Below are 14,867 nucleotides of genomic sequence, written 5' to 3'. Positions count from 1 at the left end.
CGTGGTCACCGCACCGTGAATTTCAGGCCGATCGCGGTGACGACGACATTCACCACGAACAGCGCCATGAAGGCGAAGACCACTGTTTGGTTCACCGCGTCACCGACGCTCTTGGGTCCGCCTTTGACCTGGAGCCCGAGATAACACGCCACCATTCCGGCGATCAGGCCGAACAAGCCCGCCTTGATTTCGGAGATGATCAGCTCGGACAGATTCGTCAGCAGCGGAATCCCGTTGACGAACGCGCCGGGGTTCACACCCTGCAGGAAGACCGAGAACACGAAGCCGCCGGCGATGCCGATGGTGCACACCAGGCTGTTGAGCATCAGCGCCACGAACATCGAGGCGAACACGCGCGGCACGACCAGCCGGCTGATCGGGTCGATGCCGAGCACCTTCATCGCGTCGATCTCTTCGCGAATCGTGCGTGCGCCCAGGTCGGCGCAGATCGCGGTGGCGCCTGCGCCAGCCACGATCAGCACCGTGACGATCGGGCCCACCTGGGTGACGGCGCCGAACGCGGCGGCCGCGCCACTGAGGTCGGCGGCGCCGATCTCGCGCAGCAGGATGTTGAGCGTGAAGACGACCAGCACCGTGAACGGGATCGCGACCAACAGCGTCGGCACGATCGAGACCCGTGCGACGAACCAGGCCTGGTCGACGAATTCGCGCCATTGGAATGGTTTGCGGACGGTGGCGCGTGCCACTTCCGCGCCGAGTTCGAAGAATCCGCCGACCGCCCGCAACGGGACAGCAAGGAGGTTGCTCATACCGAATCCTCCTCTTTCGACGGGCGGACTGATTTGTCCGCGTACCCGTACTTCACCGCCACCCCGATCTGAAGACTGCCCAAAGACTAGAACATGTTCCTGCTAATGTCTGCCATTTTGGTAGACCCGGAGCAGGACTTTTTCTCGTTATTCGCTGTCAAAACTGAAACGGATACTTATTCAATTCGGCGGCCCTCCTGTGAGGCGTCACACACCCCGACGGTCATGTCTACCAATACCTGGACTGGTGATCAACACGACAGGCAAGACAAAACCGGCGGGGTGCGCGGCGAGCCAACATCGGGCAAACCGCGGACTGGACTACTCAGCCCAGATCGCGGAGGTCGCGCGCCGAAAAGGTGTGATCGGCGGGGCGCTCTGCGAAATAGCTGCCGAGCGTGGCGGCGAGGTCGGCCTCGGACCATTCGGCACCCGCGGCATCGAAGCGCTGCTCGACCGTCGGCGCCGCCATCAGCGCCACCATCGGGCCGTAGACGACGAAAACCTGACCGTTCACCGCGTCCGCGGCGGGCGAGGCGAGGTAGGCGACCAGCTTGGCGACGTGCTCGGGTGCCAGCGGGTCGACCGCTCCCGCTGGCGCGTCCGCGAAGACCGCCTCGGTCATCGCGGTCCTGGCCCGGGGGCAGATCGCGTTGGCGCGCACGCCGTACCTGGACAGCACGCGCGACGCGGTCAGCGTGAGGGCGGTGATGCCCGCCTTGGCCGCACCGTAGTTCGCCTGGCCCTCCGGTCCGAGCAGACCCGCCTCCGAGGAGGTGTTGACCAGCCGGCCGTAGACCGGCGCGCCCGCCGCCTTCGACGCCGCGCGCCAGTAGGCGGCCGCGTTGCGGGTGAGCAGGAAGTGCCCACGCAGGTGGACCGCGATCACCGCGTCCCAGTCCTCGTCGGACATGTTGAACAGCATGCGGTCGCGGGTGATGCCCGCGTTGTTGACGACGATGTCGAGCCCGCCGAGCGATTCCTGCGCGGTCGAGACGAGCGCGTCGGCGGTCGAGCGCTCGGCGATGGAGCCGCCGACGAATTCCGCCTTGCCACCGAGTTCGCGGATCGCGGCGATGGTCTCGGCCGCCGCGTCCTCGGTCAGGTCATTGACGACCACCGCCGCACCGGCCGACGCCAGCGCGAGAGCTTCGGCCCTGCCGAGCCCGGCGCCCGCACCGGTCACGATCGCGACCCGGCCCTCCAATGAAATCTGCGTCACACTCATTCGGCCGACTCTAGAACGTGTTCCACCATCCGACAAGAGGCGATCACGCCAACCTCAGCGCGGCCTTGGGGCATTGCGCCACAGCTTCCTCGGCATCGGCGAGGCGATCGGGCGCGACATCGCCCTCGGCGGCGGTCAACATGTCGTCGTCGTCAAGTTCGAACATGTCAGGGGCAATTCCGACACAGACGCCGTTCGCTTCACACCGGTCGAAATCGACGATGATCTTCATGAGAACTTCCTTCCACACGGTCTTCGCGACACTAACCCAGACAGCCCGGACCGCGGAGCGGAACAGGCGACTGATCACCATCAATACTGGAACATGTTCCAGTTCGTATGCAATGATCGGTTTCGGCGGGGCTCACCCCCTGCGCCCCGCCACCCGCCCTTTCAGCTCGACACCGAGGTAGGAAGCATGCGCGTCGCGTATACGCCGCAGCAGGAAGAATTGCGCGCCGAGCTGCGCGAATATTTCGCGAAGCTGATGACGCCCGAGCGGCGCGCGGCACTGAGCCTGCAGACCGGCGAGTACGGCGAAGGCGATGTCTACCGCGAGGTCGTGCGTCAGATGGGCCGCGACGGCTGGCTCACGCTGAGCTGGCCCAAGGAGTACGGCGGCCAGGACCGCACCACGATGGATCAGCTGATCTTCGTCGAGGAAGCGGCCATCGCGGGCGCGCCGGTCCCGTTCCTGACGCTCAACTCCGTGGCCCCGACAATCATGCAGTACGGCACCGAGGAGCAGAAGAAGTTCTTCCTGCCCAAGATCGCCTCCGGTGAGCTGCACTTCGCCATCGGCTACTCCGAGCCGGGCGCGGGCACCGACCTGGCCTCGCTGCGGACCACCGCGGTGCGCGACGGCGACGACTTCGTGATCAACGGCCAGAAGATGTGGACCAGCCTCATCGCCTACGCCGACTACATCTGGTTGGCCGTGCGCACCGACCCGACGGCCAAGAAGCACAAGGGCATCACGATGCTCATCGTGCCGACCGACGCCGAGGGATTCTCCTGGACACCGGTACACACGATGGCCGGGCCCGACACCAGCGCCACCTACTACCAGGACGTTCGGGTACCGGCTTCCTCGGTGGTCGGTCCGGAGAACGGTGGCTGGTCGCTGATCACCAACCAGCTCAACCACGAGCGCGTCGCCCTCACCTCGGCGGGTCCGCTGTCGCTGGCGGTCGCGCAGACCGTGGCGTGGGCACGCGAGACCGTCGCTTCCGACGGCAAGCGGGTGATCGACCAGGAATGGGCCCGGCTCAATCTGGCCCGCGTGCACGCCAAGGTCGAGTACCTCAAGCTGCTGAACTGGGAGATCGCCAGCCGCGCCGACCTGGGCGGCGAGGCAGCGCCGAAGCCGTGGGACGCCTCCGCCTGCAAGGTCTACGGCACCGAACTCGCCACCGAGGCCTATCGCCTGCTGATGGAAGTCGTCGGCCCGCACGCCTACCTGCGCCAGGACTCCCCCGGCGCCGCTCTGCTCGGCCGGCTCGAGCGGATGCACCGCGCCGCACTGATTCTCACCTTCGGCGGCGGCACCAACGAGGTGCAGCGCGACATCATCGCCATGACCGCCCTGCGCCAGCCCGCTTCCGCCCGCTGATCCCGAAAGCCGGTATCTCCCATGGATTTCACCCCTACCGAAGCCCAGACCGATCTCGCCCGGCTGACCGGCGAGATCTGCGCGAAGCTCGTCACCGCCGACCGTCTGCGCGAACTGGACACCGCGGGCCGCTTCGACGAGCAGCTCTGGAAGTCGCTCGCCGAGACCGGCGTGCTGGCCGCCGCGCTGCCGGAAGCCCTGGGCGGCAGCGATTTCGGCATGCTCGAGCAGACCGCGATCCTGCGTGAACTCGGCCGCGTCGTCGCGGCGGTGCCTTATCTGTCGTCGATCGTCCTCGGTGCGGGCGCGCTGGCGAAGTTCGGCGACGCCGATCAGCAGGCGCTGGCCGCGCGAGCAGGCGCGGGCGAGGTCGTGCTCACCGCCGCGCTCGCCGAGGAACTGCGCGCCACCACCGACGCTCCCGGCATCGTCGCCGAGACCGCCGGTGCCGCGTGGACGCTCACCGGTACCGCGACCACCGTTCCCTACGCGGACCGGGCCGAGCGAATCCTGGTGCCCGCCATCACTTCCCATGGTGTCGGCGTCTTCGTGATCGATCCGGAGCACACCTCGGTGACCCGTACCGCCCAGCAGGTCGTCGACCTGAGCCCCGAATTCGTCGTCGAGCTGGCCGCCACGCCGGCCCACCTGCTCGGCACCATCGAGGCGGGCGCCGACATCCTCACCTGGCTGCGTGAACACGCCTGGCTGGGCCTGTCCGCCTTGCAACTCGGCACCCTGGAACGCGCACTCGAACTGACCGCCGAGCACACCCGCACCCGCGAACAGTTCGGCAAGCCGATCGGCTCCTTCCAGTCCGTCGCCCAGCGCCTTTCCGACGCCTACATCGACATCGGCGGCCTGCGCCTCACGGTCACCCAGGGCGCCTGGCGTCTCTCGGAGGACCTCCCCGCCGCCGAGGCCATCCACATCGCCAAGTTCTGGGCCGCCGAGGCAGGCCACAAGGTCGCCCACACCGTCGTCCACGTGCACGGCGGCCTCGGCATCGACCGCGACCACATCACCCACAACTACTTCACCGCCGCCAAGCACAACGAATTCGCCCTCGGCGGCGCGACTCCCCATCTCCTCGCCCTCGGCACGGAACTGGCGAGCTAGCCCCCTTCGCCGACAGTTCGTACGAACTGTCGGCGAAGATGTACAATTCTAGGCATGACTGCAGCCCCCTCGCCTGAGAACTGGGAGCTCCCGGTAAGTGAAGCCAGGGAGCGCCTCGCTGAAGTGATCGCGGCCGCCGAGGGCGGCACCGTCGTGCACTTGACCCGCCATGGCCGCCGCGTAGCGGCGGTGGTGCCGGACTCGATGGCCGAGACCGCAGACAGCCAAGTCCGCGCACTATCGCGACAATTCGCCAAGCGTCACAGGAGCCTGCTCGACAGGCTCGCCGAGTGAGCGAAGCGGAGATCTACTACCTCACGGTCGCCGACCTGCGAGCAATCGCCGAGGATGTGGCAGGGCTGTACGTCGTACGCGACGCGGGACTGCTCGCGTCGGCGGCTGCACGCCCGGCAACTACGGTGTTCGGCACCGACGCCTATCCGGGCATCTGGCAGAAGTCCGCAGCGCTCCTGCATTCGATCGCAGGTAACCCTCCACTCGTCGACGGCAACAAACGCCTTGCCATCGCAGGCGCGATCGTATTCCTGGCCCACAACGGCATCGACACGAGCTCTCTCGACGAAGACCTCGCCTACGACCTCATGATCGACGTCGCCAGTGGCACAGTTGTCGATGTTCCCGAGATCGCATCCCGCCTCGCCACCGCCTTGAAGCACTGACCACTGGCCTGGCTGAATCCCGAACGATTCCGGTCGACCCTCATCCGGGGCACGTTACCGTTGCGCCTACAAGCGTTGGCAAAAGCGTTGACCAGGAGTCGAAATGGCCGCCACCTCAGTGCCCGAAACCACCTCCGTCGTCATCGTGGGCGCGGGTCCCGCCGGGCTCACCGCCGCGATCGTGCTCGCCGAAGCCGGCATCGACCACGTGCTCATCGATCGACTCGGCGAGGGCGCCAACACTTCTCGGGCCGCGGTAGTGCATGCCAGGACGCTCGAGGTGCTCGATGACCTCGGCATCGCGAGTGAACTCGTCGAACGCGGGATCAAGGTGCCGATGTTCAGGCTGCACGACGGGGCGAAGACGTTGGCCACCATCGGATTCGGCGATCTGCCCACCGCGTTCCCGTACACGCTGATGGTGCCGCAGGACGTCACCGAGCAGGTGCTGCTCGATCGACTGCACAAGCTGGGCGGCACCGTGCGCCGGCCGCTCACCGTCACCCGCGTCACCGGCGAAAACGGCAGCGTGACGGTCGAATACACCGATGAGCACGACCGGCAAGGCGCGATCAGGGCCAACTACGTCATCGGCGCCGACGGCATGCACAGCGTCGTGCGCGAGTATGCAGGCATCGGCTTCACCGGCGACACCTACCCCGCGTCGTTCATCCTGGCCGACGTCCGCATGAGCTGGCCGACCCCACGCACCGAGGTCTCACTGCACCTCTCCCCCGAAGGCGTCACCGTCGTCGCCCCCCTCCCCGACGACGAGGCCAACCGCTACCGCGTCGTGGCCACCGTCGACGAGGCCCCCGAACACCCCACCCTCGACGACGTCCAGACCCTCATGAACGCGCGCGGCCCCGCAGGCGACATCCGAGTCGACGAGATCCTGTGGAGCTCCCGCTTCCGCGTCCACCACCGCGTAGCCGACCACTACCGCGCCGGCCGCATCTTCCTGGCAGGCGACGCCGCCCACGTGCACAGCCCAGCAGGCGGCCAGGGCATGAACACCGGCGTCCAGGACGCCGCCCTACTCGCCACCCTGCTGACGAAAGTCACCGCAGGCGAACCTGATTCGATCCTCGATACCTATGAAACCGTCCGCAGGCCGATCGCCCTCGACGTCGTGGCGTTCACCGATCGCATGACCACGATGGCCACTCTCCAGTCCGCGCCGATCCGCTTCGCGCGCAACACCGCCCTGCGTTTTCTCAGCCGCATCCCCGTGGTGCGTGGCCGATTGGCCTACCAACTCTCAGAACTCGGCAATCGCTGACCGGAACCCGGTTGACCACAACGTTTCGAACACGACGAAAGCCCGCCCGGCGACGCTGCCGGGCGGGCTTGTTCGTGTGGAGCCGGTACTACGCCGAGCCTGCCTCCGCGTGCTCATCCGCAGGACGCTCGTCGGTCTGGGACTTGGCCCAGCGGTAGTCCGGCTTGCCCGCGGGCGAGCGCTTGATCTCGTCGACGAACCACAGGCTGCGTGGCTGCTTGTACGACGCGATCTCCTGGGTGAGGATCGGTTTCAGGTCGGCCAGGGTGGGGCGGTTCTCGCCGCGACACTGGACGACCGCGCAGACCCGCTGACCCCAGCGCTCGTCCTCGACACCGACCACCAGCGCGTCGAAGATCTCGGGGTGGGCCTTGAGGGCGCCCTCCACCTCTTCGGGGTAGATCTTCTCGCCACCGCTGTTGATGCTCACCGAACCGCGGCCGAGCATGGTGACCGAGCCGTCCTCCTCGACGCGCGCGTAGTCACCGGGGATCGCGAAGCGAACGCCGTTGATCTCCTTGAACGTCGCGGCTGACTTGACCTCGTCGTTGTAGTAGCCGAGCGGGATGTGGCCGCTGCGGGCCAGCAGGCCGACGACGCCGGAACCCGCTTCGACCGGGTTGCCGTCCTCGTCGAGCACCTGGGTGGCCGCGTCGATCTTCACCCGGGGACCACCGGTGTGGGTGGCACCCTTGGCGACCAGCGAGAGGCCGCCGAATCCGGTCTCCGAGGAGCCGATGGAGTCGGAAATCATCCGGTTGGGCAGCACCTCGAGGAACTTGTCCTTGAGCGAGGGCGAGAACAGTGCCGCACTGCTGGCCAGCACGTACAGGGTCGAAAGGTCGTAGGGCTCACCGGTTTCCGGGTTGCCTTCGGCGAGGGCGTCGAGCATCGGGCGCGCCATCGCGTCACCGGTGATGAAGATCAGGTTGATGCCGTGCTTGTCGACGGCCTGCCACACCCCGTGCCCGCTGAACTCGGGAATCATCACGGCTTTGCCACCGCCGAACAGGCTGTGGAAGGTGGCCCACTGCGAGCCGCCGTGGATCATCGGCGGGATCGGGAAGCGCACCATCTGCGGGTTGGCCGCGCCGACCTTGGCCAGCTCCCACTCGTCCTTGACGTACTCGCCGGTGACGAAGTTGATGCCGGCGCCGAGGACGCGCCAGACGTCCTCGTGCCGCCACATCACGCCCTTGGGCAGGCCGGTGGTGCCGCCGGTGTAGAGCATGTAGATGTCGTCAGGCGAGCGTTCCTCGAAGTCGCGTTCACCCGACGAACCGGCCAGCGCCGCTTCGTACTCCACGGTGTCCGCGCCGGTGGGGCCATCGGTGCCGTCCTCGACGACGATCACCGTCTTCAGGGCGGGCACCTTGTCCCGCACCGCCGCCACCTTGTCGGTGTAGCGGCGCTCGTGGATCAGCGCCACCATGTCGGAGTTGTCGAAGATGTGCAGTAGCTCGTTCTCGACATAGCGGAAATTGACATTGATCATCACCGCCCGCGCCTTGAAGACGGCCACCATCGCTTCGACGGCCTCGACGGTGTTCCTGGAATAGATTCCGACTTTGTCGCCGGGACGCACACCCTGTTCCAGCAGGTAGTGGGCCAGTTTGTTGGCCCGCTCCTCTAGTTCGGCGTAGGTCGACTCTCGATGCTCGCCGACCAGCACGATCCGGTCGGGCATCAAGTCGACGGCATGTTCGACGAGATCGGCTATGTTGTAGCTCACAAGGACAAAAATAGAACGTGTTACTGTTTCTGACAAGACCAGATCGTCAGGAGAATTCAGATGGCCCACTGCTTGGTCGAGAAACGCGACCATGTCCTCATCGTCACCATGAATCGGCCGGAGGCGCGCAACGCCCTGTCCAGCGAGATGATGGCGATCATGCTCGACGCCTGGGACCAGGTGGACAGCGATCCCGACATCCGCGTCGCGATCCTCACCGGCGCGGGCGGGGCCTTCTGCGCGGGGATGGATCTGAAGGCGATGAGCTCGCAGCATCCAGGAGACACCGCGTCCTCCGGCAGCTGGGACCCGGCCTACCTGCCCGCGCTACTGAAGGGGCGGCGACTGGCCAAGCCGCTGATCGCGGCGGTCGAGGGCCCGGCCATCGCCGGTGGCACCGAGATCCTGCAGGGCACCGACCTGCGCGTGGCCGGGGAGAGCGCCAAGTTCGGTGTCTCCGAGGCCCGCTGGGGCCTGTTCCCGCTCGGTGGTTCCGCGGTGCGGCTGGCCCGGCAGATCCCGTACACGGTGGCCACTGATCTGCTGCTGACCGGTCGGCATATCACCGCCGCCGAGGCCAAGGAGATCGGCCTGATCGGACACGTCGTCCCCGACGGAACCGCCCTCGACAAGGCCTTGGCGCTGGCAGGCCAGATCGCCGACAACGGCCCGCTCGCCGTCCAGGCGATGCTGCGCACCCTGCGCGAAACCGAGGCCATGCCGGAGAACGAGGCGTTCCCCATCGAGGCGAAGATCGGCATCGAGGTCTTCAGATCGGCCGACGCCAAGGAAGGCCCCCGAGCCTTCGCCGAGAAGCGCAAACCGAACTTCACCGGCACCTAAAACGCCACCACACCCCAGGTCCGCGACCGACCGCACTACCAGCGCACGACCACACCCAGGTCCGCGACCTACCGCACTACCAGCCACACTCGTAAACCCCAGGTCCGCGACCTTCCGCACTACCAGCCACACTCGTAAACCCCAGGTCCGCCATGACCGCACTCCCAGCCCCGCACGACCCGACCTCGAGGAGGGTCCGCCGCGAAGCGGCGTAGCGGCCCGGCCGCGAGTTAGCCGCCGTTGCGTCCGCGGCGCAGCCGCCAGCAACGGTGGCTAACTCGCGGCCCCCCAGGGGCCGCGCTCGAGCGCGCCAGCGCTCCAAAAACACAGCCAGTGCCTCCAGGACTACCCAAACCCCGAAGCCCTGCCAGACAACCCGCCCCGGGACCACCAACCCCTACGCCCCCGGGTAATCCATGTAAAACGGCTCCCACTGGTGCCCATCAGGATCGATGAACGTACGCCCGTGCATACCGACCTGGGCCTCCTGAGCCTTCTTGTCATCGTTGGTCTCCTCGGTCCCGCCCGCCGCCACGGCCGCGTCGGTAAGCGAATCAACCTCCGCCGCGCTGCCGAGCGACAACGCGTAAGCAGCACCGATGGCACCACTGGTATCAGCGATCGGGCGCTTGCTGAACGTAGTGAAGAAGTCCTTGGTCAGCAGCATCAAGCAGATGTTGTCGTCGACGACGATGCAGGCCGCGTTCTGATCGGTGAAGTCCTCGTTCACCTTCCAGCCCAGCGCCTCGTAGAAGCTCTTCGAGCGGTCGAGGTCGGCGACGGGGAGGTTGATGAAGATCATCTTGTTGCTCATGGGATCAGCCTTTCGTGGCGTCGTTGCGGTCTCGAACATGTAGACGCGACGGCGAACCCGGATTCATCGCAACCACGCAAACTTCGCGAATCGAGATAGTTCGTTTTCACCCCTGTCAGCTGTCGGACCCCTGTGGCATCGTGAAACTATGAGCGACGCCACAACCGCCACCACCGGCCCCGATCCCGCTGTACTCGCCGAATTCGAGACGCATCGGCGCGAGTTGTGCGCGTATGCCTATCGCATGCTCGGCTCCTCGTTCGAGGCCGAGGACGCGGTGCAGGAAACCTTCACCCGAGCCTGGCGCTCCTACGATTCCTTCGAGGGTCGCGCGAGTCTGCGCTCGTGGCTGTACAAGATCGCCACCAATATCTGTCTCGACATGCTCGACCGTCCACAGAGCCGCGCCAGACCGATGGATCTCAACGGGCCGGGCCGCCCGGATTCACCGCTGCCCATGCCCCAGCCCGATTACGTATGGATCGAGCCGATCCCGAACGGGCTCGCCTTCGGCGCCGACCCGGCCGAACACGCCTCCACCAGAGACACGCTGCGCCTCGCCTTCGTCGCGGCCTGCCAGCATCTGCCCGCCACCCAGCGCGCGATCCTGATCATGCGCGAGGTGCTTCGGTTCTCCGCGGGCGAGACCGCCGAGGCGCTGATGATGTCGCCCGCGTCGGTGAACAGCGCGCTGCAGCGAGCAAGGGCCACCATGTCGAAGGTGCAGCCGAAGGTGGCCGACAGCTTCGACGAGACCGATCCCGATCAGCGCAAGCTGATCGACGATTTCGTCACCGCATTCGAGGCCTACGACATGGATGCCTTGACCACCCTGCTCAAAGCCGATGTGGCGCTGTCGATGCCGCCGTTCGATCTCTGGATCTCGGGCCCGGAGAACGTGGCCGCGTTCATGCTCAGCACGGGCGCCGCGTGCCGCAATTCGCGGATGGTGCCGCTGGTCGGTGCCAACGGTTCGCCCGCCTTCGGCCACTACAAGCCGAGCGAGGAGCCGGGCGTCTGGGTGCCGTGGTCGATCACGGTGCTCGAACTCGAGGGCGACACCATCGCCGGCCTCAACTTCTTCCTCGACACCCAGCGCCTGTTCCCGCTCTTCGGGCTCGAGCCGGAGTGGCGCGAGCCCGTCTGAGCGGGAAGAGAATTCAGAGCAGACGGCGCTTGTACAGCTTTCCGTTGGGATCACGGGGCAGCTCCGCACGGTATTCCACCGTGCGGGGCAGCTTGTACTTCGCGAGCTGACCGGCGGCGAATTCCAGGAGTTCGGCGGTGAAGTCTTCCTCGGCCAGCCCTTCGACCGGCTGCACGAACGCCTTCACCTGCTGGCCCCAATCCGGGTCCGGTACACCGAGAACCGCGACGTCGGCCACCTTCGGGTGGCTCATCAGCACGCCCTCGATCTCGGCCGGGTAGATGTTCACGCCACCGGACAGGATCAGATCCGAGCGCCGGTCGCACAGGAACAGATAGCCGTCCTCGTCGAGGTAGCCGATGTCGCCGACGGTGAACAGGTCACCGACACGCGACTCCTCGGTCTTCTCCTTGGCGTGGTGGTACTCGAAGCTCGAGGCGCCCATCCGCATGTAGACCATGCCCTCTTTGCCCGCGGGCAGTTCGGTGCCGTCGGTCTCGTCGAGGATCTTGATGACCGACCACGGCCAGGCCTTGCCGACCGAGCCCGGCTTGGACAGCCACTCGGTGCCGTTGATCACCGTGCCGCCGCCCTCGGTGGCCGCGTAGTACTCGGTGACGACCGGTCCCCACCAGTCGAGCATCCGGCGCTTGGTCTGCTGCGGGCACGGCGCCGCGCCGTGCACCATGCTGCGCAGCGAGGACACGTCGTAGCGGGCGCGCACGTCATCGGGCAGGGCGAGCAGGCGGTGGAACTGGGTGGGCACCATGTGACTGTGAGTCACCTTGTGGCGCTCGATCAGCCCGAGCATGTCCTCGGCATCCCACCGATCCATCAGCACCAGCTTGTGCCCCAACTGGATCGAGATGGTCGAGAAGTTCAGCACGGCCGTGTGATAGAGCGGCGAGCCGCAGATGTGCACGTGGTCGTCGTAGGGGGCCAGCTCGAACAGGCTGAAGAACGCCTTGTTCGGCGCGGGAACCTCATCGGGATCGGCGCCGGTGAGCGGGCGGCGAACACCCTTGGGTCGCCCCGTGGTTCCCGAGGTGTAGAGCATCGGCGCACCGACCGAACGGTCCGAGGGCCTGCCGGTATCGGCGGCGCCGAGCCACGACACCGGCCGGAAGCCCGGCACCGTACCGACCGCGAACCGGGCGTTCTCTGGTAGTTCGGCGAGGTCGGCGGCCTCGGCGGCGGTGGCCGCGAACCGCTCGCTGGCGAGGAACGCCGCGGCGTCACTGTCACCGAGGATGTAGGCGATCTCCGGCGCGGTCAGATGCCAGTTCACCGCGACGATGTACAGCCCCGCCTGATAGGCGGCGAAATACGCGGCGATCGCCTCGACGCCATTGTGCAGCATGCTGACAACGACGTCGCCGGTCTGTAATCCGATGCCGCGTAGCCCGTTGGCGTAGCGGTTGGCCAGGGTGGCCAATTCTCGGTAGGTGATCTCCCTGCCGTCCGGGTCGACGACGGCGATCCGCTCGGGATCCGTCGCGGCGATATTCCACAGTCCGAGGACTTCCGTTGTCTGCTGGCTCACCCCTCGAATTTAGAACGTGTTCTACATAGTGACAAGGGGTTGGAGCCGACGCATTTGTTCGGGATCCGACACCGAGATCAGCATCATCGTCACGCCCGCGTCCTCCCATTCCTTCAACCGGGAGCGGACGTGGGCCTCGTCGCCGAAGATCGCGGTGTCGGTGATCAGCTCGTCGGGCACCGCCGCCGCGGCCTCGGCCTTGCGCCCCGCCTGGAACAGCGCGGAGATCTCGTCCACCTCGGCGCCGTAGCCCATCCGCTTGTAGACCTGGGCGTGGAAATTCAGCTCGGGCGCTCCCATCCCGCCGATGTAGAGCGCGCTCACCCAGCGCATCCGCTCGATCTCGCCCGCCGGATCATCGGTGATCACCACCTGCGCGCTCGCCGCGATCTCGAAATCCGCGCGCGAACGGCGGGCGCCCGCCCGGGCGAAGCCCTCGTCGAGCCATTCGTTGTACATGCCTGCCAGGCGCGGTGCGTAGTAGATCGCGAGCCAGCCGTCGGCGATCTCGGCGGTCTGCGCGACATTCTTCGGACCCTCCGCACCCAGCCAGATCGGCAGATCAGCGCGCAGCGGATGCACGATCGGCTTGAGCGGTTTACCGAGACCGGTCGCTCCGGGGCCGGTGTACGGCAGGCCGTAGTGCTTGCCGTCCGACGTCACCGGCGCCTGCCGTGCCAGCACCTTGCGCACGATGTCGACGTACTCGCGCGTGCGCCGCAGCGGCTGCGCGAAGGGCTGTCCGTACCAGCCCTCCACCACCTGCGGACCGGAGACACCGAGTCCGAGAATGGCCCGGCCGCCACTGAGGTGATCCAGCGTGAGCGCGTGCATCGCGGCCGCCGCGGGTGTGCGGGCCGACATCTGCGCGACCGAGGTGCCGAGCCGCACGCGCTCGGTGGACGAACCCCACCAGGCCAGCGGCGTGAACGCGTCCGAGCCCCAGGACTCCGCCGCGAACACGGCGTCGAAGCCCGATTCCTCGGCCGCGATCACCAGCTCACCCGCGTTGGCGGGGGGCTGCGCGCCCCAGTATCCGAGTTGCAATCCGAATTTCATGATCGGCGCCCTTTCGGCGAATCCTTGCGAGCAGAATAAGAACCTGTTCTACTCGATATCGTGACCCAGGGGAATACCGCAGTGGAAGTATTGAGTGCACCCCTACGGGTGCAGTTCGACTACACCAGATCCGTCGGACCTGTCATCGGCGCCTTTCTGACCGGACTGCGCGAACGCCGGATACTCGGCGTCCGCGGCAGCGACGGCCGGATTCTGGTGCCGGCGCAGGAATACGACCCGATCACCTCGGCCCCGCTGGCCGAGCTGGTCCAGGTCGAGACGACCGGCACGGTGAAGTCGTGGACATGGGTGGCCGACACGCTGCCAGGGCAGCCGTTCGACCGGCCGTTCGCGTGGGCCCTAGTCCAGCTGGACGGGGCCGACACGGCGATGTTGCACGCGCTGGACGTGACCGACCCGAGCCAGGTGAGCACCGGGATGCGGGTACGCGTGCGGTGGGCGCAAGAGCGCACCGGCACGATTCACGACATCGCCTGCTTCGAGCCGGGCGAGGCCACCGTGGCCGCCGCACCACCCGAGGACACCGCCGAGCCGGTGACCGTGCTGACCACACCCGTCGACATGAGCTACAAGCACACCGCCTCGCCGCAGGAGAGCGTCTACCTGCGCGGCCTCGCCGAGGGCAAGTTGATCGGCGGCCGCTCCGAAGCGGGCGGCCGGGTGTACTTCCCGCCGCGTGGCGCCAACCCGACCGACGGCACGCCGACCAACGATCTGGTCGAACTGCCGGACAAGGGCACGGTGACCACCTTCTGCATCGTCAATGTGCCGTTCCTCGGCCAGCGGATCAAGCCGCCGTATGTGGCCGCCTACGTGCTCCTCGACGGCGCCGACATCCCGTTCCTGCACCTGGTTCTCGGCTGCGACGCAGCCGAGGTGCGGATGGGCATGCGGGTCGAGGCCGTGTGGAAGCCCCGCGAGGAGTGGGGCCACGCGCTGGCCAATATCGACCACTTCCGGCCGACCGGCGAGCCCGATGCCTCGTACGAGTCCTATCAGCACCACCTGTAGAGAGGC

At 66.8% G+C, this 14,867-nt stretch carries 15 protein-coding genes; 8 read left to right on the top strand and 7 right to left on the bottom strand.

Going from position 1 to position 14,867, the window contains the following annotated elements; all coding sequences use genetic code 11:
* Window positions 1-5: 5 nt before the first annotated feature.
* The 3 genes from ACQHI0_RS30945 to ACQHI0_RS30935 form a co-directional block, all read right to left on the bottom strand.
* Entirely contained in the window at window positions 6-770 is a 765-nt protein-coding gene (locus tag ACQHI0_RS30945) for an MlaE family ABC transporter permease (protein WP_427905266.1), read from the bottom strand.
* Between the two features lie 325 nt (window positions 771-1,095).
* The gene (locus ACQHI0_RS30940) at window positions 1,096-1,998 is read right to left on the bottom strand and encodes a 3-oxoacyl-ACP reductase (protein WP_427905265.1); all 903 of its coding nucleotides are present in this window, start codon (window positions 1,996-1,998) and stop codon (window positions 1,096-1,098) included.
* A 43-nt stretch (window positions 1,999-2,041) separates the two neighbouring features.
* Entirely contained in the window at window positions 2,042-2,230 is a 189-nt protein-coding gene (locus ACQHI0_RS30935) for a ferredoxin (RefSeq protein ID WP_266297314.1), read from the bottom strand.
* A gap of 186 nt (window positions 2,231-2,416) precedes the next feature.
* On the opposite strand from ACQHI0_RS30935, the gene ACQHI0_RS30930 reads away from it, so the two are divergent.
* From ACQHI0_RS30930 to ACQHI0_RS30910, 5 genes are all read left to right on the top strand, one after another.
* Entirely contained in the window at window positions 2,417-3,610 is a 1,194-nt protein-coding gene (locus ACQHI0_RS30930; RefSeq protein ID WP_427905264.1) for an acyl-CoA dehydrogenase family protein, read from the top strand.
* Between the two features lie 21 nt (window positions 3,611-3,631).
* Window positions 3,632-4,729: an acyl-CoA dehydrogenase family protein gene (locus tag ACQHI0_RS30925; protein ID WP_427905263.1), complete on the top strand. Its 1,098-nt coding sequence runs from the start codon at window positions 3,632-3,634 to the stop codon at window positions 4,727-4,729.
* Between the two features lie 54 nt (window positions 4,730-4,783).
* Window positions 4,784-5,023, top strand: a complete 240-nt coding sequence (locus ACQHI0_RS30920) for a type II toxin-antitoxin system Phd/YefM family antitoxin (RefSeq protein ID WP_427905262.1) — start codon at window positions 4,784-4,786, stop codon at window positions 5,021-5,023.
* Window positions 5,020-5,409, top strand: coding sequence for a type II toxin-antitoxin system death-on-curing family toxin (locus tag ACQHI0_RS30915; protein WP_427905261.1), 390 nt, complete (start codon window positions 5,020-5,022; stop codon window positions 5,407-5,409). The genes ACQHI0_RS30920 and ACQHI0_RS30915 overlap by 4 nt, the downstream gene beginning before the upstream one ends.
* A 103-nt stretch (window positions 5,410-5,512) precedes the next feature.
* Window positions 5,513-6,691, top strand: a complete 1,179-nt coding sequence (locus ACQHI0_RS30910; RefSeq protein WP_427905260.1) for an FAD-dependent monooxygenase — start codon at window positions 5,513-5,515, stop codon at window positions 6,689-6,691.
* A gap of 88 nt (window positions 6,692-6,779) precedes the next feature.
* On the opposite strand, the gene ACQHI0_RS30905 is transcribed toward ACQHI0_RS30910, so the two are convergent.
* Entirely contained in the window at window positions 6,780-8,423 is a 1,644-nt protein-coding gene (locus ACQHI0_RS30905; RefSeq protein WP_427905259.1) for an acyl-CoA synthetase, read from the bottom strand.
* A gap of 60 nt (window positions 8,424-8,483) precedes the next feature.
* On the opposite strand from ACQHI0_RS30905, the gene ACQHI0_RS30900 reads away from it, so the two are divergent.
* A complete protein-coding gene (locus tag ACQHI0_RS30900; RefSeq protein WP_427905258.1) occupies window positions 8,484-9,266 on the top strand; it encodes a crotonase/enoyl-CoA hydratase family protein in 783 nt (260 codons plus the stop codon).
* A 397-nt stretch (window positions 9,267-9,663) separates the two neighbouring features.
* On the opposite strand, the gene ACQHI0_RS30895 is transcribed toward ACQHI0_RS30900, so the two are convergent.
* On the bottom strand, window positions 9,664-10,080 hold the full coding sequence (locus ACQHI0_RS30895; RefSeq protein ID WP_427905257.1) for a VOC family protein: 417 nt from the start codon (window positions 10,078-10,080) through the stop codon (window positions 9,664-9,666).
* A 148-nt stretch (window positions 10,081-10,228) separates the two neighbouring features.
* Between ACQHI0_RS30895 and ACQHI0_RS30890 the strand changes: the two genes are divergently transcribed.
* Window positions 10,229-11,227 carry a sigma-70 family RNA polymerase sigma factor gene (locus ACQHI0_RS30890; RefSeq protein ID WP_427905256.1) on the top strand — a complete coding sequence of 333 codons (999 nt, stop codon included), beginning with the start codon at window positions 10,229-10,231 and terminating at the stop codon, window positions 11,225-11,227.
* Between the two features lie 13 nt (window positions 11,228-11,240).
* Here ACQHI0_RS30890 and ACQHI0_RS30885 read toward each other — a convergent pair whose 3' ends face one another.
* Both ACQHI0_RS30885 and ACQHI0_RS30880 read right to left on the bottom strand, forming a co-directional pair.
* Complete coding sequence (locus ACQHI0_RS30885; RefSeq protein WP_427905255.1) at window positions 11,241-12,770, bottom strand: acyl-CoA synthetase; 1,530 nt, start codon at window positions 12,768-12,770, stop codon at window positions 11,241-11,243.
* A 21-nt stretch (window positions 12,771-12,791) separates the two neighbouring features.
* Window positions 12,792-13,829 (bottom strand): LLM class F420-dependent oxidoreductase, encoded by a 1,038-nt coding sequence (locus ACQHI0_RS30880; RefSeq protein ID WP_427905254.1) that lies wholly within the window; start codon window positions 13,827-13,829, stop codon window positions 12,792-12,794.
* Between the two features lie 60 nt (window positions 13,830-13,889).
* Here ACQHI0_RS30880 and ACQHI0_RS30875 point away from each other — a divergent pair, with 60 nt between their 5' ends.
* A complete protein-coding gene (locus tag ACQHI0_RS30875) occupies window positions 13,890-14,861 on the top strand; it encodes a Zn-ribbon domain-containing OB-fold protein (protein WP_427905253.1) in 972 nt (323 codons plus the stop codon).
* Window positions 14,862-14,867 lie beyond the last annotated feature (6 nt).

Origin of the sequence: Nocardia sp. FBN12, assembly GCF_050320175.1 — a bacterium.
Classification (GTDB): domain Bacteria; phylum Actinomycetota; class Actinomycetes; order Mycobacteriales; family Mycobacteriaceae; genus Nocardia.
This window is presented reverse-complemented; position numbering and strand designations above follow the sequence as displayed.

Excerpts from the sequence above, each read along its gene's own strand:
- ACQHI0_RS30890 (WP_427905256.1), top strand. The coding sequence starts at position 10,229 with ATGAGCGACGCCACAACCGCCACCACCGGCCCCGATCCCGCTGTACTC.
- ACQHI0_RS30880 (WP_427905254.1), bottom strand. The coding sequence starts at position 13,829 with ATGAAATTCGGATTGCAACTCGGATACTGGGGCGCGCAGCCCCCCGCC.
- ACQHI0_RS30930 (WP_427905264.1), top strand. The coding sequence starts at position 2,417 with ATGCGCGTCGCGTATACGCCGCAGCAGGAAGAATTGCGCGCCGAGCTG.
- ACQHI0_RS30910 (WP_427905260.1), top strand. The coding sequence starts at position 5,513 with ATGGCCGCCACCTCAGTGCCCGAAACCACCTCCGTCGTCATCGTGGGC.
- ACQHI0_RS30920 (WP_427905262.1), top strand. The coding sequence starts at position 4,784 with ATGACTGCAGCCCCCTCGCCTGAGAACTGGGAGCTCCCGGTAAGTGAA.
- ACQHI0_RS30945 (WP_427905266.1), bottom strand. The coding sequence starts at position 770 with ATGAGCAACCTCCTTGCTGTCCCGTTGCGGGCGGTCGGCGGATTCTTC.
- ACQHI0_RS30900 (WP_427905258.1), top strand. The coding sequence starts at position 8,484 with ATGGCCCACTGCTTGGTCGAGAAACGCGACCATGTCCTCATCGTCACC.
- ACQHI0_RS30895 (WP_427905257.1), bottom strand. The coding sequence starts at position 10,080 with ATGAGCAACAAGATGATCTTCATCAACCTCCCCGTCGCCGACCTCGAC.
- ACQHI0_RS30935 (WP_266297314.1), bottom strand. The coding sequence starts at position 2,230 with ATGAAGATCATCGTCGATTTCGACCGGTGTGAAGCGAACGGCGTCTGT.
- ACQHI0_RS30940 (WP_427905265.1), bottom strand. The coding sequence starts at position 1,998 with ATGAGTGTGACGCAGATTTCATTGGAGGGCCGGGTCGCGATCGTGACC.
- ACQHI0_RS30925 (WP_427905263.1), top strand. The coding sequence starts at position 3,632 with ATGGATTTCACCCCTACCGAAGCCCAGACCGATCTCGCCCGGCTGACC.